This window comes from Nostoc piscinale CENA21, from assembly GCF_001298445.1.
GTDB lineage: Bacteria > Cyanobacteriota > Cyanobacteriia > Cyanobacteriales > Nostocaceae > Nostoc_B > Nostoc_B piscinale_A.
Map to the genome: position 1 here is coordinate 5,017,404 of NZ_CP012036.1, position 26,596 is coordinate 5,043,999.

The 26,596-nt window shown below is 41.4% G+C and carries 21 protein-coding genes and 3 pseudogenes; 11 read left to right on the plus strand and 13 right to left on the minus strand.

The genetic code is table 11. From position 1 onward, the window contains the following. The first annotated feature begins 114 nt into the window (after window positions 1-114). The 5 genes and pseudogenes from lipA (at window position 115) to ACX27_RS21460 (ending at window position 3,217) form a co-directional block, all read left to right on the plus strand. Window positions 115-1,021, plus strand: a pseudogene (gene lipA, locus ACX27_RS21440) (lipoyl synthase). A gap of 46 nt (window positions 1,022-1,067) precedes the next feature. After that, on the plus strand, window positions 1,068-2,024 hold the full coding sequence (locus ACX27_RS21445) for an NAD(P)H-dependent glycerol-3-phosphate dehydrogenase (RefSeq protein ID WP_062298483.1): 957 nt from the start codon (window positions 1,068-1,070) through the stop codon (window positions 2,022-2,024). A gap of 23 nt (window positions 2,025-2,047) precedes the next feature. Then, a complete protein-coding gene (locus tag ACX27_RS21450; RefSeq protein ID WP_062295361.1) occupies window positions 2,048-2,668 on the plus strand; it encodes a hypothetical protein in 621 nt (206 codons plus the stop codon). Window positions 2,669-2,760: 92 nt separating this feature from the next. Next, the gene (locus ACX27_RS21455) at window positions 2,761-2,982 is read left to right on the plus strand and encodes a hypothetical protein (RefSeq protein ID WP_062295364.1); all 222 of its coding nucleotides are present in this window, start codon (window positions 2,761-2,763) and stop codon (window positions 2,980-2,982) included. Then, window positions 2,960-3,217, plus strand: coding sequence for a type II toxin-antitoxin system RelE family toxin (locus tag ACX27_RS21460; RefSeq protein WP_062295366.1), 258 nt, complete (start codon window positions 2,960-2,962; stop codon window positions 3,215-3,217). The genes ACX27_RS21455 and ACX27_RS21460 overlap by 23 nt, the downstream gene beginning before the upstream one ends. A 16-nt stretch (window positions 3,218-3,233) precedes the next feature. On the opposite strand, the gene ACX27_RS34960 is transcribed toward ACX27_RS21460, so the two are convergent. Beyond that, window positions 3,234-3,359, minus strand: coding sequence for a hypothetical protein (locus tag ACX27_RS34960; protein ID WP_256364352.1), 126 nt, complete (start codon window positions 3,357-3,359; stop codon window positions 3,234-3,236). Between the two features lie 517 nt (window positions 3,360-3,876). Here ACX27_RS34960 and sigC point away from each other — a divergent pair. Then, entirely contained in the window at window positions 3,877-5,127 is a 1,251-nt protein-coding gene (gene sigC, locus ACX27_RS21465) for an RNA polymerase sigma factor SigC (RefSeq protein WP_062295368.1), read from the plus strand. Between the two features lie 362 nt (window positions 5,128-5,489). After that, entirely contained in the window at window positions 5,490-5,945 is a 456-nt protein-coding gene (locus tag ACX27_RS21470) for a Fur family transcriptional regulator (RefSeq protein WP_062295370.1), read from the plus strand. 170 nt (window positions 5,946-6,115) lie between these two features. Here the strand turns inward: ACX27_RS21470 and ACX27_RS21475 are convergent, their stop codons facing one another. Together ACX27_RS21475 and cobN are read right to left on the minus strand one after the other, a co-directional pair. After that, complete coding sequence (locus ACX27_RS21475; protein WP_062295372.1) at window positions 6,116-7,273, minus strand: peptidoglycan-binding domain-containing protein; 1,158 nt, start codon at window positions 7,271-7,273, stop codon at window positions 6,116-6,118. A 9-nt stretch (window positions 7,274-7,282) separates the two neighbouring features. Beyond that, window positions 7,283-11,122, minus strand: a complete 3,840-nt coding sequence (gene cobN, locus ACX27_RS21480; protein WP_062295374.1) for a cobaltochelatase subunit CobN — start codon at window positions 11,120-11,122, stop codon at window positions 7,283-7,285. A 136-nt stretch (window positions 11,123-11,258) separates the two neighbouring features. Between cobN and ACX27_RS21485 the strand changes: the two genes are divergently transcribed. The 4 genes from ACX27_RS21485 (at window position 11,259) to ACX27_RS21500 (ending at window position 16,176) form a co-directional block, all read left to right on the plus strand. Then, window positions 11,259-13,250 carry a GAF domain-containing sensor histidine kinase gene (locus ACX27_RS21485; protein WP_062295376.1) on the plus strand — a complete coding sequence of 664 codons (1,992 nt, stop codon included), beginning with the start codon at window positions 11,259-11,261 and terminating at the stop codon, window positions 13,248-13,250. Window positions 13,251-13,459: 209 nt separating this feature from the next. Next, a complete protein-coding gene (locus ACX27_RS21490; protein WP_062295378.1) occupies window positions 13,460-13,690 on the plus strand; it encodes a hypothetical protein in 231 nt (76 codons plus the stop codon). 32 nt (window positions 13,691-13,722) lie between these two features. Continuing rightward, window positions 13,723-14,415, plus strand: coding sequence for an N-acetylmannosamine-6-phosphate 2-epimerase (locus ACX27_RS21495; RefSeq protein ID WP_062295380.1), 693 nt, complete (start codon window positions 13,723-13,725; stop codon window positions 14,413-14,415). Window positions 14,416-14,682: 267 nt separating this feature from the next. Further along, window positions 14,683-16,176 carry an energy transducer TonB gene (locus ACX27_RS21500; protein WP_062295382.1) on the plus strand — a complete coding sequence of 498 codons (1,494 nt, stop codon included), beginning with the start codon at window positions 14,683-14,685 and terminating at the stop codon, window positions 16,174-16,176. A 74-nt stretch (window positions 16,177-16,250) separates the two neighbouring features. On the opposite strand, the pseudogene ACX27_RS21505 reads toward ACX27_RS21500, so the two are convergent. The 10 genes and pseudogenes from ACX27_RS21505 to ACX27_RS21550 form a co-directional block, all read right to left on the minus strand. Continuing rightward, window positions 16,251-16,806 (minus strand): annotated as a pseudogene (locus ACX27_RS21505) (hypothetical protein). A gap of 27 nt (window positions 16,807-16,833) precedes the next feature. Then, complete coding sequence (locus tag ACX27_RS21510; protein WP_062295384.1) at window positions 16,834-18,408, minus strand: TrbI/VirB10 family protein; 1,575 nt, start codon at window positions 18,406-18,408, stop codon at window positions 16,834-16,836. A gap of 24 nt (window positions 18,409-18,432) precedes the next feature. Further along, window positions 18,433-19,113, minus strand: a complete 681-nt coding sequence (locus ACX27_RS21515) for a hypothetical protein (RefSeq protein WP_062295386.1) — start codon at window positions 19,111-19,113, stop codon at window positions 18,433-18,435. Between the two features lie 9 nt (window positions 19,114-19,122). After that, the gene (locus tag ACX27_RS21520; protein ID WP_062295388.1) at window positions 19,123-19,950 is read right to left on the minus strand and encodes a hypothetical protein; all 828 of its coding nucleotides are present in this window, start codon (window positions 19,948-19,950) and stop codon (window positions 19,123-19,125) included. Between the two features lie 26 nt (window positions 19,951-19,976). Beyond that, a complete protein-coding gene (locus ACX27_RS21525) occupies window positions 19,977-20,342 on the minus strand; it encodes a four helix bundle protein (RefSeq protein ID WP_062295390.1) in 366 nt (121 codons plus the stop codon). Between the two features lie 45 nt (window positions 20,343-20,387). Next, on the minus strand, window positions 20,388-21,431 hold the full coding sequence (locus tag ACX27_RS21530; protein WP_062295392.1) for a hypothetical protein: 1,044 nt from the start codon (window positions 21,429-21,431) through the stop codon (window positions 20,388-20,390). A gap of 29 nt (window positions 21,432-21,460) precedes the next feature. Next, on the minus strand, window positions 21,461-22,237 hold the full coding sequence (locus ACX27_RS21535) for a hypothetical protein (protein WP_062298485.1): 777 nt from the start codon (window positions 22,235-22,237) through the stop codon (window positions 21,461-21,463). Between the two features lie 121 nt (window positions 22,238-22,358). Continuing rightward, complete coding sequence (locus ACX27_RS21540) at window positions 22,359-25,106, minus strand: hypothetical protein (protein ID WP_062295394.1); 2,748 nt, start codon at window positions 25,104-25,106, stop codon at window positions 22,359-22,361. Beyond that, window positions 25,054-25,432 (minus strand): annotated as a pseudogene (locus ACX27_RS21545) (hypothetical protein). Before ACX27_RS21545 ends, ACX27_RS21540 begins: the two are co-directional and overlap by 53 nt. Before the next feature lie 4 nt (window positions 25,433-25,436). Further along, entirely contained in the window at window positions 25,437-26,048 is a 612-nt protein-coding gene (locus tag ACX27_RS21550; RefSeq protein ID WP_062295396.1) for a hypothetical protein, read from the minus strand. Window positions 26,049-26,596: the final 548 nt, after the last annotated feature.

Sequence of the window (26,596 nt, forward strand, 5' to 3'; positions counted from 1 at the left end):
TTGGGTGCAGAATAATGCTCAAAAGTAAAACTTAAATGCCGAATATTGCTGTTTTGAGCATTAAATGAGCATTTTAGAGACATATTAGGCGGAAACTGTTGATTTAACATACTTATGACAAAGCCAGACTGGTTGCGAGTTAAAGCGCCTCAATGGGAGCGCGTTGGTAACGTTAAAGAAATTTTGCGGGATTTAGCACTAAATACAGTTTGCGAGGAAGCATCCTGTCCCAATATTGGTGAGTGCTTCAATGCCGGTACTGCAACTTTTTTTAATTATGGGGCCAGCTTGTACCCGTGCTTGTCCTTACTGTGACATTGATTTTGAGAAAAAACCAAAACCTTTAGACCCTACAGAACCAGCCAGATTAGCCGAAGCCGTCCGCCGTATGAGGCTGAATCATGTGGTGATTACTTCTGTTAACCGAGATGATTTACCTGATGGTGGTGCTTCGCAGTTTGTGGAGTGTATTACGGCGGTGCGGAATGTATCACCTCACACCACAATTGAGGTATTAATTCCTGATTTATGTGGTAACTGGAATGCTTTGGCAATAATTTTACAAGCTAATCCAGAAGTAGTTAACCATAATACAGAAACTGTGCCTCGCCTGTATCGTCGGGTGCGCCCCCAAGGAAATTACGATCGCACACTGGAATTATTGCAGCGATCGCGGCAAATAGCACCTTGGGTCTACACTAAATCTGGAATCATGGTAGGACTTGGCGAAACCGATAGCGAAATTCGCCAAGTTATGCAAGACTTACGCGCAGTGGATTGTGATATTTTGACAATTGGGCAATATCTCCAACCTAGTCAAAAACATTTGCAAGTCAATGCGTTCATTACTCCAGAACAATTCGCCGCATGGCAAGCTTTTGGAGAAGAACTCGGATTTTTACAAGTCGTTTCTTCTCCCTTAACCAGAAGCTCATACCATGCAGAACAAGTCCGGGAATTAATGGAACGTTATCCTCGACGAATGCTGAGTGCTGATAACTCAGTTATCAGTCATCAGTAAACACGGAGTAGACTTGATAACTGATAACTGATAACTGATAAAAGTGGTGCAAGAAACTACCATTGCAATTTTAGGTGCAGGCGCTTGGGGTACAGCTTTAGCAAATCTAGCAGCGGCCAATGGTCACAAAGTTAAACTATGGTCGCGTCATGGCACAGAAACACTAGAAGCTGTTCTCCAAGATGTTCACATAGTGCTATCTGCTATCTCGATGAAAGGGGTAAGAGATGTTGCTTTGCAAGTACAATCTTGTCCCCTTTCACCAGAAACAATTTTTGTCACAGCAACCAAAGGCTTAGAACCACAAACGACTGCTACGCCGACGCAAATTTGGCAAGCTGCATTTCCTAATCATCCAGTAGTTGTATTATCTGGCCCAAATTTATCAGCAGAAATTCAAAAATCATTACCAGCTGCAACGGTAGTGGCCAGCAACATCACCACTGCGGCGGAAAAAGTGCAGTTAATATTTTCTGCACCGCGTTTCCGAGTTTATACAAATCCCGACCCCCTGGGTGTGGAATTAGGGGGAACACTCAAGAATGTGATGGCGATCGCAGCTGGTGTCTGCGATGGCTTACAATTAGGAACCAATGCCAAAGCGGCTTTAGTCACCCGTGGACTCACAGAAATGGTTCGCATCGGCAATTTTTTAGGTGCGAAAACGGAAACTTTTTATGGTTTGTCAGGTCTGGGAGATTTGTTAGCCACCTGCAATAGTCCTTTGAGCCGTAACTACCAAGTAGGCTATCAAATGGCTATTGGTCAAACCCTGACAAATATCCTTGCTAATTTGCCAGGAACCGCCGAGGGAGTTAACACTTGCCAAGTTCTAATGCAATTAGCCAAGCAGCAAAATATTTATATGCCAATTACTGAGCAAGTTTATCGCTTACTACAGGGTGAAGTGACTCCCCAACAAGCACTTGATGAATTGATGCTACGGGATATTAAGCCAGAGTTTCACTTTAATCTAAAAATCTCAGATGATGGAAATATTTGAACGTATTCTCTTGTCTTCGCTTTATGGATACTGTAAATCAAGAGCTGATTAAGGCTCTTATTGGTTTTATTCCTACACTTATAGGTCTTTTGCTTGCATGGCAGTTTGGTACACGTATCAGCGTAGCATGGAATCTTCGCCAGAAGCGCCGCGAGAGTGTACTTGAGGCGGTGCATACTTTCCAATTAATTTATGGAAAATGGTTTGCAATTGCAAAAACTTGGAATCTTCATCTATCAAGAAAGCCAGATGAAAGCAATAATGAAGCATATCAAGCTTGGTTGCAGCACGAACAGGAACTTCTTGGTGAATTACTCAAGCTTGAAGGGGATCTGGAAGCTTTGCTTCTAAAATTGTCATGTCAGTATACACTTAATAATTCGATTACCGAAACCATTGAAAGGTTTCGTGAAGGGTTTCAAGTGCTTCGCCGAACAATGTGGGAAAGACAAGGAATTAGTTGGTTTGCTTATCCTGAAGGTGATTATTCTTCCTTCAAAATACTTGCTGCTAGGATAGTTAACTTTCTTACTTGCGAGGAATTAGTTACTGATCGTGGACAAGAAGTAAAGATTGCTGAAAGAAATTTTTTTAAAAGTAACTTCAAATCAATTTCAAAGTTCGTGGAGCCAGGTTCACGTTGATAAACCACAGCGCAATGGGCAGTAAAAACTCTACCTAAAAATTCTGTATAACTATGATACCATAAATTCAACCTAAAGTATGAGTTTTTCTTATGGCTACCTTGCGAGACATTGAAGCAGCCATCAAACAATTACCTGAAAGTGATATCCGTCAACTCTCTGTGTGGCTACAAGAGTATTTGGATGAGATGTGGGATCAGCAAATTGAAACAGATGTAGTGTCAGGAAAGTTGGACAAGCTGATTGCTAAAGCAGAGGAGGATATTATGGCTAACAGAGTGAGGGATCTTGATGAAGTCCTTCACAACCCCTGACTTTTGGCAAGCGTATGCAAAATTAGCTCCAGAAGTGAAGGAACAAGCAAGAAAAGCATATCAACTTTGGCAAGAAAATCCTGTGCATCCTTCTTTACACTTCAAAAAAGTAGACAAGAATCTGTGGTCTGCGCGTATTAGTGGTGGTTATCGCGCATTAGCTTTGAAGAAGGGTGACGATTATTATTGGTTCTGGATTGGTAATCATGACGAGTATGAAGCTCTGCTGAATTAGACGATGGTTTCAGCTATCAATTACAGATAATACTCAACCGAGTTTGGTAGCGAGTTGAGGCGGCTACATTAAATATAAGAATAATGTCCAGGGTGCGATCGCCCAAAATTGGTGTAGCAACTTGAATGGTATAAAAGGCCATTCATCATTACTTTTTCCTCGGTTGCCTACTTTGCCTGTCTAAACTCTGCCTTTGTTTTACTTCACAATTTCCCGAAAAATCCTTAGACAGAAAATACTAAATCGTCAGGAAATTACTTTGATAACCATGTAGATATGACTAACCCAATGTTAAACATAAATTTACTGACAGATGTTTATACCAGTTAAAAAAGTAACATTTAATACTTATTACGTTAAATGCTGATTAGGTAGCTCAGAATTTAAAGCTTATCTGTAGATTTGAATAGCTATTGGTTCAATCAAATGTTCAACGGCCGAAGGATTTCGGCATTAATGTTGGAAACACTAGTGCAGTTTTTGAAAAAAAATTGTATTGGAATCCTCTACCGTGTTATTTCATCGTGAATCACGGGAACAATAGCAACAGTTGATTTTGATTAGCTGACCCTTCGGGGAACGCAGTCGCCTACGGAGATACTTCCTCCTGCCGCGCTGACTCACCGTAATCTATTGTTACCTGGAGCCATTGAGACGATATGCCAGCAACATCTTTTTACCCGGATGCCGCCTACAATTCCCAAAAGTCCCGCCAGGTTTTAGACCCAGATATCACGGTTGACGACGGTGATTTATCGGTCGAAGAGCTTCACGATTTGGAGATAGTTTCTGTTGATCCTGCTAGTTTTGGCGCAAATACTAATCGCCGCAGTACAGACCTGGTACGTCTATATCTTCAGGAAATTGGACGAGTCCGGTTGTTGGGGCGTGATGAAGAAGTTTCAGAAGCTCAAAAAGTTCAACGTTATCTACGGATGCGGACAGTACTTGCCAATGCTGTCAAGCAAGGTGATGCTTTAGTTGAGCCTTATTTGCGATTAATTGAAGTTCAAGAGCGTTTAGCATCGGAACTTGGCCACCGTCCTTCTTTAGAAAGATGGGCTAATACTGCTGGTGTGCAAGTGTCGGATCTCAAGCCGATTTTGTCAGAAGGTAAACGCCGTTGGGCTGAAATTGCCAAAATCACAGTCGAAGAATTGGAGCAAATTCAATCTCAAGGACTGCAATCTAAAGAACACATGATCAAGGCCAACTTGCGTCTTGTGGTTTCTGTTGCCAAGAAATACCAAAATCGTGGTTTGGAATTATTAGATTTAGTCCAAGAAGGAACTCTTGGTTTAGAAAGAGCCGTAGAAAAATTTGACCCCACTAAAGGTTATCGCTTTAGTACTTATGCTTACTGGTGGATTCGGCAAGGGATTACAAGAGCGATCGCAACTTCTAGTCGCACAATTCGCCTCCCAGTTCATATTACAGAAAAATTAAACAAAATTAAAAAAGCGCAACGTAAAATTGCTCAAGAAAAAGGTCGGACTCCGACTTTAGAAGATTTGGCAATTGAATTAGAAATGACACCATCTCAAGTTAGAGAAGTATTGTTAAGAGTGCCGCGTTCTGTTTCTTTAGAAACCAAAGTTGGTAAAGATAAAGATACTGAGTTAGGAGAACTGCTAGAAACAGATAGCGTGACTCCTGAAGAAATGTTAATGCGAGAATCTTTACAAAGAGACTTGCAAAATCTCTTAGCTGATTTAACTAGCCGCGAACGAGATGTAATTCTGATGCGGTTTGGTTTAGCTGATGGTCATCCTTATTCTTTAGCCGAAATTGGCCGCGCCCTGGATTTATCACGGGAACGAGTACGCCAAATTGAATCGAAAGCCTTGCAAAAACTGCGCCAACCCAAACGCCGTAACCTGATCCGCGACTATTTAGAGTCTCTGAGCTAATTGATGTATGAAGTGTAAAGTGTGTGAAGTGTAAGGTATGAAGATGAAGTTTTATCCTTCATCCTTTACACTTCCATAGATTGTTGACGTTGGATTCTTCCGTTTTAGCACAGTTGATTTGGGTTTTAGTGCTGAAAATTCGCTAGTTTATGAAAAACTTTTGCAGCTAGTCTTGGCTATGCTGCCATACATTGCTGCCGAATTGTCCTAGAGAATGGGCTCGCTGCTCAATTGGGGATTTGAGAACTTTACGGATTATTTATGGGAACTTAACAAATATTGTCAATAAGCATTGTTTGTTGCAAATTGCTCCGAACATTTGTTATATTCTCAACTAATAGGCTTTGTTGAGAAAAATTAGTATGACTGTCTACACAACTACTTCACTCAAAGCAGAGTTAAATGAAAGAGGCTGGCGTTTAACTCCCCAACGCGAAACAATTTTACACATTTTTCAAGAGTTACCACAAGGTGAACACCTCAGTGCCGAGGATCTTTACCATCGATTAGAAACCGATGGCGAAGGCATCAGCCTTTCAACTATCTACCGGACGTTGAAACTGATGGCACGGATGGGAATTTTGCGGGAATTAGAATTAGGTGAAGGTCATAAACATTACGAAATCAACCAACCTTACCCTCACCATCACCATCATTTAATTTGTGTCCGGTGCAACAGTACAATTGAGTTTAAAAACGATTCGATTTTAAAAATTGGTGCGAAAACTGCTCAAAAAGAAGGGTTTCATTTACTCGACTGTCAAATGACCATTCATGCAGTATGCCCCAAGTGCCAAAGAGCATTAATGCCGCTGTAGCATTGGGGCAGGATAACCAAAGAATTTTGGATTTTAAATTTTGGATTTTGGATTGATAAATTAGCCAATCTAAGACTCAATGGGTGATAGACCAAAAAAATCTGAAATTGGCAGAGTTATCGGAGGGAAGCAACCTATTGGGGATTCACATCGACAAGCCAAAGCGGATGTTAAAAACGTCCGCTTCTAATATCACTGAGACTGACACCGTAAAATTCTTGGGCTTGTTTAATGGCTTTTCTTGTGTCTTCTGCCATAACACCATTTAGCTTTCCTTTATAAAAGCCCTTATCTCGTAGCCGTCGTTGAATTTCTAAAACACTAAAGTCACTCTTGGGTGCATTACTCACCTTACTGTATAACCTAGCTCTGGTGGTAGGGCCAGCAATTCCACTTGCGGCTAAGTAATTATCAGCTTGGAAGCGGCGTACAGCCTCGGAAGTGTAAGAACCAAAGTAACCGTTTGGTTCTCCCTGTAAATATCCTGCTTTAATTAATTGTTCTTGCAGCATTCTCACGGCTTCACCGCGATCGCCCATGCGAAGATTATCTTTATCAGCGACTCTTCTTGGGGGAGCATCTTCACCATAACCTACACCGCTCCCTGGCAGTTTGCTGAGGGTTGCTGGGCCAACAATCCCATCAACATTTAGTTTATAGGCTTCTTGGAACCTCTTCACCGATTCTTCGGTAATTGGGCCAAATATACCTGTAGCATTGCCGTAGTAGTAACCTGCTACCCGCAATTTTTCTTGCAGAACTCTCACTTGTTCCCCTTCATCACCTCTCATGAGATATTGAGAATTGCTACGTTTGGTAGCTTGGGTGGTGGTTTTGTTTACTGATGTACTAGATGTACTAGCAGCCGCAACTTTTGTGGTTTGAGTTGTACGCACAACCGTTGGTTTTTTAGCTTGGTTAGTTGCAGATGACTTACGCCAGTTGTCTAGTTTTTGTATCGCACTTGCTCCCATCACGCCATCAACAGGTAAACCCGCAGCTTTTTGGAAGCGTCGAACAGCTTCTTCTGTAGGGAAATCGTAAACTTGCGTTATGGGCGCTTGATAAAAGCCTGCTTGTTGGAGTTTTTGTTGCAGACTTCTCACAGAAGGGCCTTGATCTCCTCTTTCTAGAGCCAAGACACCATTGATACTACCGAGAATAGACAAGGTAAGTGCCAGAGGTAACATATACTTCCAAGCCTTACCAGAAAGTTTACTCCAGTCTGGGGCTGAAGCTTTGTTTAATAAATCACTCAGCAACACCAAATCACTGGATTCACAGTCTTCATAGGCGAAAGCGAGGTGCAAATATGCAAGGTTGTCCATAGTAGATTCCTACACCGTTGATTTGTCTGGAATATATTTTTCTTCGATTGCTGCTTCTGCTTGATGTACTAAATTTCTTAAATTTTCTAGTGTCAGTATGTCGATATTTTCCCATAAACCACGCTGGTGTGCTTCAAGTAATCTTTCAGCAATATCACGCAACGCATGAGGATTATTGTACTGAATAAATTCGGAAACGGTAGTATCAAATAAATAAGACTCCGCTATCCCTTGATACATATAGTCTTCTACGCATTTGGTCGTGGCATCATAGGCGAATAAAAAATCAACAGTTGCTGACATTTCAAAAGCACCTTTATAACCGTGGCGCATGACTCCGGCAATCCACTTAGGATTAATGACACGAGAACGATATACCCGCGCAATTTCTGCTTGAAGTTTGCGGATGCGGGGATTAGCGGGAATAGAATGATCACCGAAATAAATTTGCGGACTCTTGCCTTGCAAAGAACGGGCAGCAACCGTTAAACCACCTTGAAATTGATAGTAATCATCAGAATCGAGCAAATCATGTTCGCGGTTGTCTTGGTTGTGCAGGACAATTTGCATTTGTTGTAAACGTTGCTGAAATACTTCAGGTGCTGCAATTCCGGTGAGTTTGCCCTTTTCTTGATTGGTAGTAATGCTGCTGTAAGCGTAACAACTCCAGTTGATGTAGGCGCGGGCTAAATCTTGGTCATCAGTCCAATTTTGCGATTCAATTAAACCTTGGAGTCCTGCACCGTAAGCACCGGGTTGAGAACCGAAAATGCGATAGCGCGATCGCAAGTTTGCCTCTGATTCTGGTAATCCTTGTGTCATCCAATACTCTGTATCTTGCTGCACTTGCACTGCTAAGGGATTTTCTTCTGGAGATTCATCTAAAGCGGCAACTGCTGTGACTGCTTGTTCAAATAAGTCAATCAGATTGGGGAACGCATCACGGAAAAATCCAGAAATTCTTAAGGTAACATCGACACGCGGACGACCCAAAATTGACAAGGGTAAAATTTCAAAATCGATGACTCGCCGCGCTGCACCGTCCCACACAGGACGCACACCCAACAAGGCTAAAGCTTCGGCAATGTCATCACCACCAGTCCGCATGGTTGCTGTTCCCCACAAAGATAAGCCCAGTGTTTTAGGATACTCACCATGCTCTTGTGTATAAGTTTCGATTAAGTTTTCTGCGGCTTTTCTGCCGACATCCCAGGCTGTTTCGGTGGGTAAGGCGCGGATATCTACTGAGTAAAAGTTTTTCCCCGTAGGTAAAACTTCCGGTCTGCCGCGTGTGGGTGCGCCGGAAGCACCACTGGGGACGTATCCGCCATCAAGTCCATGTAGTAAGTTGGTGATTTCTGCGGGGGTTTGTTGAAGGGCGGGGAGGAGTTTTGCTTTTATCCAATCTAGGGTTGTGGAGAGGGGGGAAGGGGGGAGGCTGGGAAGTTGTTCTACTAGTTCGGCTGCTTGTTGTTCTAGGAGTTCGACTACATCGCCGATGGTGCGACAGGAGTTAAGTTTCGCGCAGAGGTGTGGAGGCGCGGAGTGAGATAAAGGGAGGGTGAATAAGGCGCTAAATTCGTCGGTGAGGGGGTCTATATCTAATCCCCAGGCTTGGGACAGGGCGCGGGTGATGCCGATGGAATGGCGGTTGGGAATACGGGCGATCGCAACTATTAAGTCGCGTAGTTGTTTATCTTGGGGACATTGCCCAAATATATGCAAGCCGTCACGGATTTGGGCTTCTTTGAGTTCGCATAGATAGCCATCTAATGAGTTTAATATTGATAGTTCAAAGTTGAAGATGGCTTCTTTGTTTTCTAGTCCTAAGTCGAGGTGGAGGTTTTCTTTGATTACTAATTCGCGGATGCGATCGCGGATGGCTGGTAATCTTGAGGGGTCGAGACTTTCGGCTTCGTAAAATTCATCAATTAAGTTTTCTAACTGTTGCAATGCTCCATACAATTCTGCACGAGTCATTGGTGGTGTGAGGTGGTCGATAATTACAGCTTGGGCGCGGCGTTTGGCTTGGGAACCTTCACCCGGATCGTTGACAATAAACGGGTAGAGGTGAGGCATAGCACCAAGAGCAACTTCGGGATAACAATCGCTGGATAAAGCCAAGCTTTTCCCTGGTAGCCATTCGAGGTTGCCATGTTTGCCCAGATGTACCACAGCATCCGCACCAAAGCATTCCCTTACCCAGTAATAAAAAGCTAAATAAGTGTGGGTTGGTTCTAAATCTGGGGCGTGATAATTCAAACTAGGGTCAATATCATAACCCCGCGCTGGTTGAATACCTACGAAAATGTTGCCGAGTTGAATTCCGGGAATCGGTATATTTTCCCCACTTCCGACTCCCCAACGTTCATTAATACCTTGTTTAACTGATTCTGGTAATGAGGCGAAATATTCCTGATATGCTTCAATTGAGAGGCTTTGCTGAATTGGGCGCAATTCTCTGGCTTCGGGGTCATTGGTTACGCCATCTGTAAGGCGTTGGATTAATTCGTTACCATCTTTGGGTAAATTATCTACTGCATACCCATCAATTTGTAGGGCATTGAGAATTTCTACGCAACTAGCTGGGGTATCTAAGCCAACACCATTGGCAAGGCGACCATCACGATTCGGGTAGTTAGCCAAAATTAGGGCAATGCGCCGTTCTTGGGGTGGTTTAGCTCTGAGGCGTACCCAGTTAGCAGCGAGTTGAGCGACAAAATCAATGCGATCGCTCACTGGTTCATAAACGATGACATCTGTTTCTAAGTCGGAATTGCGTGTTTGCAAAGCTTTAAAAGATACCGCACGGCTAATAATTCTGCCGTCTACCTCTGGTAGTGCCACATTCATCGCAATATCACGGGGAGACAAACCTTGGGACAGCGACTCCCACTGCTCCACCGAACCACCACTGAGAATTACTTGTAAAACTGGCACATCTAATTTTTGCCAAATCTCTGTTTCGGGTGCTTCTGTGTCTAAACGCGCCAGAGAAAAACTAGTAGTATTCAACAAGATGGCAATTTGTTCAGCATCTTTTGGTTGAAAAATTTCACTCAATTCATCTTGTACACTGGGGTCACGTAACGAAGAAACAAACACTGGCACTGGTTGTAAGTTTGTGTGCGCTAAAGCTGCACACAAAGCATCAATCACCTGAGTATTTCCCGCCAAATAATGAGCGCGGTAGAACAAAATACCCACTTTGGGGGAATCGGGAATCGAGAATAATTGATTTTCTTCCCCCTTGTCCCCCTTGTCCCCCCTGTCTCCCTCATCTTCCTTATCCCCCTCATCTCCCCACTCATACAAACCCACACGAGGAACAATCTGCGGCGGTAGGGGTTGAAAGGATGTTTCTAAACAAGTGTCAGCAATAAATTGCAAAGCATTAGCAAAATTATTAACACCGCCTTCATTGAAGTATTGCCATACTTGGTTAACAATCTCTACAGGTACAGTAGATTGAGCAACTAATTCTGGGTCAAGCGCGTCATCCCCTGGCATTACAATTAAGGTTGTACCGTTACGTTGTACAATTTCCTGCACCACTTCTAAACCGTAACCCCAATATGCACGTCCGCCTAAAAGACGTAAAATAATTACCTTGGCGAGTTCCAAAACTTGCTCGCTGTATGTATCAATAGTGATTTGTTGTTGTAACTGCAATAAGTTAGCGACTCTTAATGCAGGAAAATTTGTCGGTAATTTGGTAACTGCTGCTGCCAAAGTTTGAATGTCAGTATCCGCAGCCGTAATAAATACAAACGGTGCGGGAGTTTGTTCTAAAAACATTAAACTTTCTGACTGATTCCATCCGACTGATTTAGCATTTATTCGGTGCATGATCCCGCCTTACCGTCTTAAACTGTTGGTTAGAACACGATTAAAGAACATTTCAGCCTAGCACAGCCAGTTGCTAAACCAGAGCTTACGCTCTCCCATAAACTGGTTCTTCAACCCTTCTCACTAGACTTTGAAAATGCTTAGTTCACCTGATTTGAGCTTTTCTCAAAATTTGCCTTTAGTTGTATTTAATCAACTTGGGGAATTATTACAGCAAATGGCTCAATCTGTGGAGACTTCTATGCTAGTGCTAACAGAAGCTGTGCTGGCAAGAATTGTCATATCTGAAGAATGGCAAAGTCAAAGATTCACTTTGGTGGTTTCAGAGCAGTTTAGTGCGCTATTACTAGGCATTTTGACGCAGGAGGAGCAGCAAGCACAAGAAAATCCCCACTCCTCACTCAGCACTCAGCACTCAGCAACGCCACTTGCTACAACGGAGGGAACCTCCGCAACGCAGTGGCTCCTCAGCACTCGGCTGACGTTTAATTCAGAGGCGATCGCCTCCTTTGTTAGCAACTTGAAGGGTTTGTTTGCTAATGATTCCGAGACTTATCAAAATCTTGACTACTACAGTCAAATTCTCCGTCCTAATGATGCTACCCTCCAAAGTCAATTCACGCTGTTGTTATTAGAATATCTGCTACCTCAAAAGAATCAGGCGGTAGCAGAATCTCTGAATACAAGTCCGTCTGGAAATTTTTGTCAAGCGATTGAAATTGCTTTACAAAAACAAATTTCCCAAGAGCGATTGTTAAATCAAGTTACGACTCAGATTCGCAAAAGTTTAGATTTGCCAGTGATTATGGCAACTGCGATCGCCCAAGTGCGCGAGTTTTTGAAGTTAGACAGGTTAGTAATATATAAATTTGCAGGGTCAAGGGTCAATACCCAAAACTCCACAGACAATGGGCAAAGTCCTGCTCCAACCCTCATCCCAGACTGGCAAAAGTATGGTGGTTGTATCGTTTATGAAGTCAAGGCGACGGATGAGATTCCTTCAGTGTTACATTCCCAAGAGACAAATTGCTTTACTCGCCATTCTCCTTGTTGGGATAAGTATCGCCAAGGTTTTACCTTAGTAGTAGAAGATGTGGAAAAAACTTATGCGTTGGAAGAGTGTTTGTTGAATTTTCTCCGCGCTAATCGTGTTAGGGCAAAGTTAGCAGCCCCAATTATGTTTGAGGAAAAACTTTGGGGACTGTTAATTGCTCATCAGTGTGATATTCCGCGCCAGTGGAATGAAAATGAGCGCAATTTACTTTCTTCCATTGCTGAACAATTAGCGATCGCTATTCATCAATCAGAGTTAATGCGATCGCTCACTCAAGAAAAACAAACTCTCGAACAACGGGTATTAGAGCGCACAATGGCTTTACGAGATGCTTTATTAGCCGCTGAAGCTGCAAGCCGTTTACGTAACGAATTTCTTGCCACCATTAGCCATGAATTACTAACACCGTTAACTTATGTAATTGGGATGTCTTCTACTTTGTTACGTTGGCCGATAGGGGAATTGAGTCAACGACAGCGCGATTATTTGCAAACCATCCACGACAGTGGCGAACATTTATTAGAAATGATTAATGACATCCTGGATTTATCACAAATCGAGGCTGGGAAAACAGTTTTAAATATTAATGAGTTCTCTTTAGCAAAGATAGCAGAAAGTGCTATTTCCGCCTTAATTGATAAAGCTAATAACCAACAAGTTACGCTCAAACTCGATTTACAAATTGATCCCCGACGCGATATCTTTAGTGCTGATGCCGAGCGTATCGAACAGATTTTATGGAATTTGTTAACCAATGCCATTAAATTTACACCAGAAGGTGGTAGTGTCACCCTCAGAATTTGGGTAGAAGATAATACTGCTGTTTTTCAAGTTGAAGATACAGGAATTGGGATTTCAGAAGAGCAATTACCATTAATGTTTGAGAAATTTCAGCAGCTAGATACACCTTATCGTCGCCGTTATGAAGGTACCGGACTTGGTTTAGCTTTAACTAAACAACTTGTCGAACTGCATCGTGGTCGAATTGAAGTAGAATCGACTGTGGGTATCGGCTCTATCTTTACTGTCTGGATACCTCCACAGTCCACGAAAGTTCTCAGTGCTGAGTCATAGCATCGTGAGATAACTATAGTAATCCTATTCGAGATCAACCACAGAGACAATTTAAAAGCTTGAATGCCAGGAATAGTAAGACTTTTTTTCCTCCTGCCTCCTGCCTTCTGTTATAAGGGAGACAAGAGAGAGATAGATTTGGAATTATTTAGGGTTGCTATATGTAATCAATGTGAATATAAAAGTCAAACACAAATAAAAATCATACTATGGCAGAAATTGAAGACTTAGGTGTAAGTGTAGAAGAATATTTAGATGGATTGGCCGCAGGCATTGATATTTTAGAATTGAGGCGATTAGAAGCTAGGGGGATTCCTACCCATTTAGCTTTAGAATTGATGAAAATTATGCCAAAAGTAGTTGATGGCACAGCTACGCCTGAAGAAGTTGTCAGAGGGCTAATGATTATGTCTCCATCTCTCAGACAGCAACTTGAATAATTGAGATTGTATATACAGTAGTTCTATCTCTAATGACCAATGACCACTTAATTCATACCTTAAAAAACGGACTGATTGTATCTTGCCAAGCGCCTGTTGATTCACCGCTATATGAACCAACTATTATTGCTGCAATGGCGCAGGCTGCGGTTAATAATGGTGCTGTTGGGGTACGCATAGATACTCCAACTCATATCCGTGCGGTAAGAGAGCGAGTGCAAGTACCGATTATTGGGTTATGGAAACAAGTCATTCCTAAATATGATGTATACATTACACCCCAGTTTCATCATGCTGTGGCTGTAGCTGTGGCTGGAGCCGATATAATTGCGATCGATGCTACAACTAGGCATCGTCCTGGTGGTGAGACAGTCGCAGAGATCATCAGCCACATACATCAGGAATTAGACAAACCAGTGATTGCTGATGTTGATACAATTGAAGCCGCCAAAGCTGCTGCTGGTGCTGGTGCAGATATAGTGGCGACAACTCTTTATGGCTATACTCCCAAGACTAATAATGATTCTCCGCCTAGTTGGGAACTGCTAACGCAAATGCTAGAGGAGTTAAAGATTCCGGTAATTTGTGAAGGTGGAATTTCTTCACCGCAAATGGCACGTCACGCTTTAAATTTAGGTGCTTATGCTGTTGTCGTTGGTACTGCAATCACCGGCATAGATTTGCAAGTAAAGAATTATCAACGGATCATGCAAAACGGAGAATAATTGTTGAAGAATACTATCCCACGGAATTCCTGATACAAATTCCTTGGCCTGCTCTTAACACTTTAGGGCAGGTTTATTTTTCTGATTCAAATGAAACTTTTTCTCAAAAGTATCTTAATCTTAATTAACGGATAACAGAGAATTGGGAGCAGGAAACAGATTCCTGTTTTATTCCCTTATTCTCTAGAAAAGTCTAATTTCCAGCTTGATATTTGTAAAGGGTCGTTATAAGATGACAGAGTTTAGTGATAATAGGTGGCAATAACTATGAGCTTTTCCAGCATTGCTATTGAGCAACGTTCTAAAGAAGCTCAAGCTCTGAAGTTTGTTCTGGGTTACAGTTTGGTGGGTTCTCTGGCGTTGCATGTTGCATTGCTGGGTTCTGGGATAGGCAACTTTTTGACAAGATTACCCGCTGATGATAAAGAACCGATAGAATTAGCGATCGTAGATGCTCCAGCTACTCCAGAACCAGAAATAGAAAAAGCTCTGATAGAAGAAAAAAAGGAACCACCTCAGCAAGTTGTATCTCAGCCTGAAACTCGAATTCCTGAAAGGTCGCCTGTTATTCCTCAACAACAGTCAGTAGCAATTGCTCCAGTCCAAAAATTTGTTGAAAAGCCTCAAATTCAGCCTGTTCAACAGCAACCCAGACAAACTATCCAATCAGGTAAACCTTCAACCACTGTCAAAACTAATCAGACATCTCCAGGCACTGGTGGTGGTTCTGGTTCTAGTGCTACGTCTGAATCAACCAGTACTAATAACGGTGGCAGTTCAGGATCGAGTGGTGGTACGGGAATTTTAACTGGGAGTGGTAGTGGTATAGGTGTAGGTGTTGGTAGTGGCAGTGGTACAGGTACTGGCATCGGTAACGGTAATGGTAGTGGCACAGGCACAGGCACAGGTACTGGAAGTGGCACTGGTACAGGCACTGGAATTGGTAACGGTAATGGTAGTGGCACAGGCACAGGTACTGGCACTGGCATCGGTACTGGTACTGGCACTGGTACTAGTGATCCTGTAGCGGTAGCACCAAGGCCAGCTAAAATTGCAGCACCAGCTAATCGTAGTAGCGGTAATGGCCGTGCCGCCTGTCGTCAGTGCGATAATAAGTATCCCGAACAAGCCAGACGCAGAGGTATTGAAGGCAAGGTAGAAGTTGCCGTTGATACTGATGCCAAAGGGAATGTAACTAACGTTAGATTAACTCGTTCTAGTGGTAATAGGGAGTTAGATGAAGCCCATCTAAGACAAGCCCGTGATTGGAAATTGAAGCCAAGTGAAAGTGGTAGACAAGGCGTATCAATTTCTACCGACTATGCGATTCGTGGCTCCCGGAGATATCGAGAAGCCCAAGAACGTAAGCGACAAAGACAAGCTAGAGAAGCCGAACAAAGAAATCAACCAACAGCCACTGCTAATCAAAGTACAACTAGCGAAACTCCCAGACGTAGGCGACGTTTAACTTCTGGAACTATTGTTGATGTTCCTCCAGAAAGAAGAACAATCACAGAAGCAGCAGCTACATCTGAAAGTACTCCGTTACGCCGTCGATTACGCCCACGTACCAACACTGCTGCACCAGCATCACGTCCGAGTCAAGCAACAACATCCAGTGGTGAAAATAACGCCCCAAGATTGCGTCGCCGCCGTCGTCCAGATTCTGCAACTACATCCGATAGTGCTAGTAGGTTGAGAAATGCGCTGCGCCGTTCTCGACCATCATCTGAGTCTGCGCCTGCGGAGCCTAAACCATAGTAGGAAGAAAGAGGTTAGGGGCTAGAGGCTAGATTTTGACCAGTGTCTGGCCTCCATATCATTAACTTGCTGTTTTAGCGTGGATATCTGAGACAAGGCGATTTATTATCGGTGGTGGCTTCATCACCATAAATTGCCAAGGTATGATACCCAGGGTCAGAATCTGTGTACAGCACTCGAAATGTATAAAGCTTACTTTTGCCTTGTGCTTCAGTAATGATGGTTAACAGTGTTTTATCTGTGTTGGGAAGTCCGGGAATTTTTTAATTTGGGAATGCGTCGCAGTTGAATGACGTTGGCGGCGGAGTTTTTACAATCTCCAGAATTAAAATTTTGATTTTGTCCGAACTGGGTACAAACTGGCCCATCAAAGTCTATGGTTACTTGTGATGGATCATTTAACCAGACTTTTTTAATTGTTTCACCAGCCGGTAAAAAGCTTAAATTTGTACCTTGCACATAGGATACGGTAATAGTTGGTTCTACACCACTTAAACCTTGTGCTTGACAAGAAAGCATAGAACGCAAAACGCTATTCTGGGCTATGGCTCGGCCAGCTAATAATATTACCCCGATGGAAACAATTAAGGAGGCCAGAGAGAAGAAAGGAGGAAATTTGGCATTTTTCATGACTGCGATCGCTAAACTAAGTCAAAATTAAAACTGTAACTGCTGATTGACATAGACTTCCACTTCTTTACCCGCCGCGATAAACCACACGTTAGTTTGTTGAGTTAATTGGGCAATTGCTTGCTGATTACGTTGAGAAATTTGGGGAATTACAGAGTTAAAACCACCTTCTAATACCCCAGCTAAAATGTTACGTCTGGGATTAGTGTTACTCACAATCGTACCTGTAGCAGTTGTTGTGACTACTTGAGCCTCTGTACGGTTAAATAACTCTGCGGCTTTACCAATACCGCCCAATACAAATAACCCTAAATCCATACTTGCAATCGAGCCACTAGCATTAGGAAATTTATTTGCGATTAAAGGTCTGCCTTTCACACCACGAATAATAATCGCATTTTTAGGCAAGGTTGTTTCTGTCAAAACACCGTCCTTTTGGGAGACAATTTTGGTTACGTTCAACTGCAACAAACCTTGCTCAGACAGAGATTTAATTTCAGCTAATAACTCAGTTTTTGCCGGAATTGCAACTTGACCATCGATAGATTTTAAAGGTTGTTTTAATTGAATGACAAAGACATTTTTATCTTCATCATCATCTTTGTCATTACCTCTGGTTCTGGTAGTTTCGCCAAAAATCGCTGTAGCAACTACGGCTTTAGTACTAGTACCAACTGCTACTGTCTTCGGCCCTTGAGTTTGAGTTGTACCAAGTCCAGGATTTGTTTGAGGTTGTGGTTGGGTTTCGGGTGGTGTTACTTCTGGTGATGTCACTCTATTATTATCAACTGGGGGAACTTGACTGATATTCACTCCCGATGTTCCAGTTGTGGAAACTTGACCATAACTGCCTAATTTAGCCAACTTTGACCATTCTTGCAGCGGATCTGGTGGCGCAGGTGGAGTTGTCACAACTGCTTGTGGTGGTGGTAAGTCTGGTACTGAGCGAGTTTCCGGGATAACGGGTGGCACAACAGCAGGTCTTGCTAGTGGTGGATTAACTTGACGTGGAACATACACTACCTGGGCTGGTGCTTGGACTGCTGGCCGGACATTTCTGATGGCTGTACGGTTAGGTCTACTATCTACTGATGAAACCAACCTAACTGGATTTCTCAGGCTTTGTTGGGATGCGGCGACATCATCGGCTTGTTCGGCTAGGGCTAATTTGGTTTTTAAATCTTCGATTTGTTGTTCTAAGTCTTGCTGGCGGGGTGCTGTATTGGTTGCGGCTGGAGTGGGAACGGAAACAGGCCGAGTCGCTGATTTTTGACCACCACCGCTCATAATTTGGGATAAAAAGCCACCAGCTAACAAAACTACTACTAAGGTGGCAGAGCCGACTAAAGTTAATTTAGCAAAAGGATTTGATGATAGGGGTTGGGTGGTTTTAACTTCTTGTGGTTCTTCGATTAAAGCTTCGGGAATGTCTAGCTCTTCGGTGGCTTCGACATTCACAGTTTTTGATTCTTCTTCAAAACCTACCAATCTGGCAATTTTTGATTCCCAATCGGAAGATTCTGCGTGTTTTTGCGAATCGGAATGAGTGCGATTTGTTAGCCCTTGGGGGTGAATTTCTGAAGAAATGGAATAAGAAGTCATAGTATATGGCTTTGGTGATAATGTTTAAGAACAATTTTTGTCTTTTATGTCACATATATTGTAAATTTGTAGCCGTGCTTCGCCAAGACGGTAAGCAGCTAAATGCCAAGATAGCGGTTTGTCTGGTAATGATGTTAAGGATTCATCAACAACCTGGACGAAAATTTGTTTATTAAAAGAACTGGATACTCCTAATTTGTCATAATTAGTAAAGCTTAATTGGTGAGCATACATTTCTACTTTCCAGGTTCCTTCTGTGATTTTGGTAGGTTGGGAAATACTATCAATCACTAATACATATTCACTACCTTTATTAATAGTTTGAAATTGTGAGCCAGATTTTAAACTTGTTATTTCTAAGAGTAATTTTTGTTTAATGTTATTGGATACCATCTGAGAACTAATATCCCAAGCTGTTTGCGGTGGTTGTTGATCTGACCAAGTGAGCATTAAACTCATGGTTTCACCCACAAACCGCCGAATGGTTTCGGGATATCTTTCAAAGCTGGGTTTAGGATCTACTGTGATGGCTTGACCATCTATCAGTTGTACTAAACTTTGTGGTGTTAATTGTTGTTTCAGAGCTTGTAACATTGACCCATGAAACATTAATAGTAGTAAGGCAAATATATTTAACCCAAAAGTAGCGACGGCAAATAAAGGGAGAATGTTGCTTTTTTTATTTTCGGTTTTGAGTATTTGCATGAATAATATTTATCTGAGAAAATTACTGTTTGATTTATTATTGAGACATTGCTTGGTTTGGTCATCTGGGGAATTATATTCATCTATTAAACATAAGTTCCGAATTTCATAAATTTCTAATTTATCTGTGCGCGTACTGTATATAGCTTTTTGTAAATCTGTGCTGTTTTCACTCAAGGGGTAGGGAAAATAATCAACTGCACGGACTAATAAATCTTTATTAAATGCTGTAACTTTGCGGCGATTATCGGAACGTTTGGTTTGTACTAAGTCCGCTACCATTCCGACTCGCCATTTACCAGGCGCAATTTTTTGGGGCGGATAAAGGCGCTTGATGACTAATTGGGCGGTGATGTTTTGGCTGGAGTTGTTAGCAAAAACTTCTGGGGGTGTAAGTTCAGCGATCGCACTTAACAAACCTTTACGAAAGTCTTCGGAAATTGCAAAACTCGCTATCCAAGTACTAGTGGTGACGTTTCTGTTCCCACCTTTGAGCGTTCGCACTTGAATTCCTGGGTCTGGTTTAGGTTTGGCGACTTCTTCAATATTTTGGGGTGGTAAGTTTCCTGACCAGTTAAACATCGCGGTCATGGTTTTACTGACAAACAGGCTGATGCTTTCCGTGTCTCGTGCTAACTCATCAGTGACCGTGGGTGTCTTACCATCAATCATCTGTACAAAGTTGGGTGGTTTTCTCAGACTCAGTTGCCGGATGTTTAAACCTTGAATAATAAATAAAATTAACACTAAAATTTGCAAACTGAAAGTGGCGATCGCAAAAGTTGTCAATACACTTCCTGTTTGTTTGGATTGTCTTTTTTTAAGTAGATTGACCATACGATCACCTTCTAAGGAGTCAGAAGTCAGGAGTCAGAATTCAGAATAGAGTTAGCATAACTTGTTAGCAGTCTACTAACTTCTTCAAGTTGTAGCGTTAATGCTGAAGTACTAGCATATTCCAAATCATTTGTCAGAATTAAATAGTAGCGGCATTCTTCTAAAGAACCTTGAGCAATATTCATAAATCTTACTTTATCAACTTTGCTCTTCTTCTTAAAACCTTCAGCTATATTTGCAGCAATAGAAATGGCTGCTCGTTTAAACTGAGAAGTAAGTACATACATTTCTGATTTCGGAAAATCTCTCGTTAACTTATATATTGATAAAACAAATTGATGTGCTTTCTGCCAAACTAATAAATCTTGAAATGTTTTAGCTGGTTGTCTCATTTATTCTGACTCCTGACTTATGACTTCTGAATTCTAAACACAAGGCTAAATTCTATTCCTCACTAAAGTTTCAGTATTATTAATCGCGCTGAAAACTGCAAACCCTCCAGCCGCAGCTAAAAATAAAGATAACAACGGCGCTAAAATTCCCAAAAAGATAATAAACCACATTAAATCCGGACTGGCGTTAATATCTTGTCCGGGGCCATTAATAATCACTGCGGATGTTAATGCAGCCACAATATTAAAAGAAATTTTGGCAATTCCCGCTGCTAAAAAGCCTGTAATCCACGCAAAGATTGGCTTACCAGCAACAGGTAATAATGAAGCCCCGACTGCTATGGGGCCTAAAGCTGCTATCAGCAACATCGTAGCTTCTAGCAAATTTTGAAAAGCATATTGTAATGAAATTAAAAAGTTTTTAATAGTTGTTTGTCCCGTATTACCTAACAGCGCGTTAAATGCTGCATCAGTGATAATTCCTGTACCGAATTTAATTTGATTAACTTGATTTTCTAATCTATCTATCCAAGTTCTATTACCATATCTATTTCTATATTCTTGCCAGAGGTCATCAATTTGTTCAGTGGCTTTATTTAAACAGTCAGTTTGTTGTTGACCAGTGAGTGCTTGACAAGGACGCAGTAACGAACCTGCAACTTCTTCCGCCACACTCATGCTGATGGCTTGCTGATAAGTTTGTTCAGCATCGGCGGTGGTGACTACTTGTTGATTTACCGTATTAATAAAATTCCTCACACCCAAAGTTAGGTTAGAAAGTACACTACCATTGCCAGGGTTACTTAATAAAACTACCACCACAAACGGCCAAATTAACCCAGATATCGGGCGGGAATATTCACTGTAAATGACATCTTTCAGCCATTGCACCATGAAAAATAACAATGTCCCAACAGCAAAAAATACACCTAAATTGGTGATAGCTCCATATAAGTTATTACTAGTGTCATTTTGTAATAAATTCACCCATTGATTATCCCAGCTTTCAGCGATACTTTTAGCTGTTGTTGCTCCATTTTCTAGAGTATCTGTAATGCCGGGAAAAACTTGTGCAAGATAAAGCTGCATTTTAAATCACATTGTTTGATGATTAATAATTACGGTTCGCGTCCAAATAAGTCTGTTTGCGAAGCAGTCCGTAAAAGTCTTGCTGCTTCTGTAGCTGAATCAACTCGCCGAGCGCGGTTTGCTTCTTCAATTTGCTGAGAAATATTTGCTAAATTTAAATTTGAGTATTGTATTGACTGATTTGTTTGAATGGTTTGAGCAAGATTTTCGGCAACGATTTTGGATTGTTCTTGGAGGATTTTAACAGTTGTCTCTTGTTGTATACTCGATTGACATAAAGTTTGGTTAGCAACATTTGCCATACCACCTGTATTTGCTATCTGACATACCTGGTCTTTAATTTTGTCAAGAAAACTATCAGCATCTTCAATAGTCTGGGCAATAGTTTCAATACTTCTTTCGGTATCTTCTAATTTAGTTTTTACGCGTATTTGTCCCTCTCGACCCAGAACCCCAACTACAGCCCCGCGAGTAACTATGCGATTAACTTCATTACTCACGCCTGCGCCATTAACTGCGGAATTATTTTCATATCTTCCTGAAATGGAGTTAATAATAATATCGTTGCGTACTTGTCTCCCGGCTGATACTGGATCAGGTAGATTCAATTCACCACTATAATTACTCAGCGCACCTTGAGTTCTAATATCTAATGGTCTAAAAGTTTCATTGACATTGCTTCTGAGATAGTTTTGTAAATCTACAGAATAATATTGAAAATCAGTCCAAACTTTGCCGAGCTGTGCCATCGCTGGCAAAATTAATAAGCTAGAAAAGACTAATGTAAATAAAGTTGTTTTCCGCATAAATTTACCTGAAATTGTGTGAGGAATTGAATTTAAGATAATTAAAATTGGCAAATTTTCTCCCTTACTTTCTGCTCTCTGCCCCTGCTATCTCAATATGTTTTCTTATATGCTTAACAGCTTATCCACCTCGTAAAGACGCTAATAATTGACGGGCAAAGATAGAAACTGCTTCGTATTTATCACTGTGTTGCTGCATGGCTTTTCTACGAGCAGTTTGCTCATGGGGGTTATTAGCAACTACCGCTAATTGTTCGTAACCTGGATAGTAGCGGCAAAATGTATAAATGCCGTTATCATCTAATAACCATTGGCTGTAAACTCCTTCTTTGCGCGGGAAAAAGCTTTCAGAAGCATTACGGGCAATAATATCGCGGGGATATTTCAAAATATTGATGAAACTATCAACAGCAACTGGTTGAATCCGTCCGATGAGTCTGGTGGATAAGTTTTGCAGAATTTTGGATGAGGCTTTAGATTTAGCAATTGTATCGGGGTCTTGGGCTGATAAGATAACGCGAATCCCGGCTTTGGCACCGTTGGCGCAAATTCTGCCTACTAAGTCAGCGATTTGGTCAAATTCAAACAAAATTGGCGCTTCATCAATAAAGAAGATAGAAGCTGGACTGCTTAAAGCACGGCGCAAGGCGGCGGAATAGGCGCTTAGGGAAAGGACGGCTGCATCTTCGTTATCAGCTAGGTTTCGCAAGGCAAAAACCAATAATTGGGCATCGGTGGGAAAGCTGGATGGCGCAGAAATGGCTTGTCCGACGCGGCTAGATAGCCAAAACCGCAAGCGCAGTTGAATTTGACTAAGTGCATCTTCGACTCGACCACTCACAGAATCGAGACGCAGATGTTCTGGTGAACAGAAATAAAGAAAATCTTGTAAAGTCGGAGTTTTTTGCCATTCTGGGCTACCAAATCCGCCATTGATGGCGAGGCGATAGCGTTCTTGAATACCTTCATCGGCAAAAAAGGCTCCTAATGCGAGGTTAAGGAGAGAACGTACAGTTTGCGAGAGGAGTTGATTTTCGCTTGATGAGCCTAAGACCATTGTCATTAAGGCTGATTCGAGAAAGGCGACATAATCCAGGAGGCGATCGCGTTGTTCTTCGGGAGAAAGCGATCGCAAATCCGGTTGTTCAAATAAGTTATTCGATTGTTTGGAAATATCAAAGTATGCCCCATTCCCTTCCATAAACTCGGTGTAGTCGGTAAAGGTCGATGAGCCATCTGGTTTGGGGAAATCTAGGGCGACGACGGGAATATTATGAGCTAAAGCCTGAGTTAAAATTCCCGATACCAACACCGATTTTCCGGCGCGGGTAGTAGCAAACAACGCCAGGTTTTTGTGTTGGTGAAACATATCTAAATGTATGGGTGTGCCACCTTCTTCAGCAATTAACTCAAAGCCATATTTATCGCCGGCTTTGGTCATGACTAACGGCATTAATCCCGGTACTTCACTGGTTAAATACAACTGTCTACGGTTAAAGGGTTTAACTAACAAACCTTCCCAAACTATCGGCAGAGATTGTAACCAAACTTTCCAAGCATATTCTGTTTCTCGAATTACCTGCGCTGGCCGTTGAAAACAGTTTTCAATATATCTGACGGCTTCATCTAATTTTACTTGGGTGGGACGATGCACAAAAATGGCAATTCCTGTATGAATCGGTACGGCTCCTTCATACAATTGTTCTTGGGCTGCGACCGATTTTTTTAATTTTAATTGGGCATTGACATCAATTGTTTTACTTTTTTCCTGTGCCAAAAGTGCTGAAACATTTGACTGTTTCAACACTCGTTGTAATGTGGTCTTGACTATAGCGGGATTGGCGGCGGTTAATTGGCAAAAGATTTCTGTATCAACTACGCTTTCTCTCGCTAATAATTCCCATAAGTACCGTAGTTGCGAAAATTTATTCGGCCAACCACCGGGCTTTTCTAAAAAGGTCATTGCGCCGACATAGTGATTGTTGATATATACCCAACGGCGATCGGCACGAGGTACAGTCGATTCCATCAGTAAAGTTGTACTGTGGATATTCTCGACCAACAATTTGCTACTTGCTAACTCAGAGTTAACTTGTTCGTGTAATCCTGTTTCATCTAATGTAAGTAATTGCGGAATTTCTATGGGGGTTGTATCGTTAAATCTCAACCAAACTTCTTCCCAAAGTTCTTCTGCACTTAAAGGCTTAATATCTAATCCCATTTTGTTAGATAACAACTGTTCCCAACGGCAAAAACCTTGTTTATAAGCCTCGGTAATCACAGTTTCAATGCGTTGATTTTCGATTTCTTCCAGTTCGCCTTTAAATTTCAGCCACCAAGATTCTGCTCTAGCCAAGAGTTTTTCAATCCAATCATCGGCATTAGTAGAATTTGGTTCTACGGTATAAGTGACGTAAATACGTAAAAATTTCGGTTTGCGAATGCCAGAGTTAGTCAACTCTCTAATTCTGGCTCTTTCTGCCATAATTAAATATTTAATATCATTTGATGGCGTACTTTTAATTAAATCTGCTAGTTCTTGTTGACGCTGTTTATCGGAACTAAAAGACCCTATATGTAAGGTCATTCTTTCACCTTCCGGGATATCTTTTAGACCAGATTCAATATTATTAAATATAGTATTTATTTGTTCACTTCTTAATGTAGTATGGATGCCTTTACATTCAAAGCCAAAGACAAAGCAAAATCTATCTCTTTGCGTGCCTTTCGCTAAAATATAAGCGCCAAGATCACGTCCATCCACTGCAATGCGGAGCATTGTTGCTAGGTGTAAAGCGTCTTCAAATGGCGTTAATCTACTTTCGTTTCCTGGGGTGCCGATGCTCTTTTTTCCGATTTTTTGCTTCATGATTAATTTCCAGCAAGCTTTGATAACGAGCAAAGCCTCTAGTCCAAGTGGGAACTCCGATAAATTTGCTTAAAAAAACGCCAACTCCTACCACCAGATAAGATCCACCAAGTTGCGATTCCCCAACCAGCAATTAAAAATGTCCACAACCATTTTTGAAATTCATCGGTGAATAAGCCACCAAAAACGCCATTGATAATAAAGTAGGAAGTTAGGGCAATTACTAACCAAGGAAAAATTTGATCGGCAGGAATTGGCCCTAATGATGGTTGTGCGCCTAAAATCTGGTTGACTGGTCGAAAATCTTGCTCTCGTTCTTCAGACATACCATTAATTACCAATCACGAAGCCTGTCATGACATCGGCAATTGTGACAGCCAAAACAACTAACAATGGGGTTCTAGCAATACTTTGCCAGTCTTCATCTTTCCGCACCGCATTAATTACCCCAATTAACGAAACTGCAATATAAAGCAGGTAAATTCCTCTCAGGACGTTGAATATTAAACTAACGGCTGTTTCTGTACCAGCACTATTAGTATTAGCACCTTGTGTAAGATTAGTTTTGAAAAATCTTTCGGCTTTGCCAAAAAATTGGGCTTGGGCTGGGGCAGCCAAGTAATCTAACCAAAATAAGCTTAAAATTACTATTGGTACCAAGATTTGTAATGCAATCCGCCAACGGCTGGGTAAATTGACCAATTGCCCAATTTGTTGTATCGATATAACAATTAAACTACCAATTAATAAACAAAAAAGCAGTACAGGGCTGTGTAAGCTGATCACACTCAAAAATACAGTGCAAGCCAGCAAAAATGGCATTGACTCTAAAAAGGTAATCCGCCAAAATTTCAATTTTTCTTTGATATTAGGCAATTTATTTCCAGTATTCTGATTGCCAATTTTGCGAATGTTGTCTGCTCGATAACCCTGTCTAAACATTTGTGAATTTCCTTAGTTATTTAAAAAAAGTTAGTTGTTGTTGATGGAAAACCATGTTAATTTATCACAAATGATGATTCATCTAAGAAAAATTATGTACCAAAATTATGATATATATCCAGGCTCTTATTAATTATTAAGAACCAGTTAACCAGTTCTTAACATTGAGTAAAAGCTAAAATACTTTAGATTTTTTTAAGTTTTTGTTTTGGCAGATAATTCTCTTCTTTAATTTTATTTATTGCAGAGTTCGTTGATTTCATCAAAACTTTTTACTCCTGAAAAATTTACTTAAATGTGATATTTTCGCCTGGATAAATGCTATACAGTTAAACAATTTATGATTGATACTCTATTGATTGCAGTTTGTAACTCACTATGTGTACTGAAATAGAAAGCTAGTGTAATTGTGCAACAGTTGTCAATCAGGATAATAGATGTTGTTTGCTGAAATCAGGGATATTTTTTACACAGCGATCGCCTCAGCTTGTATTCCTACAGGCAGATAACCACTGTAGCGTTAATCTGTGATTATGCTTAGGACTGAA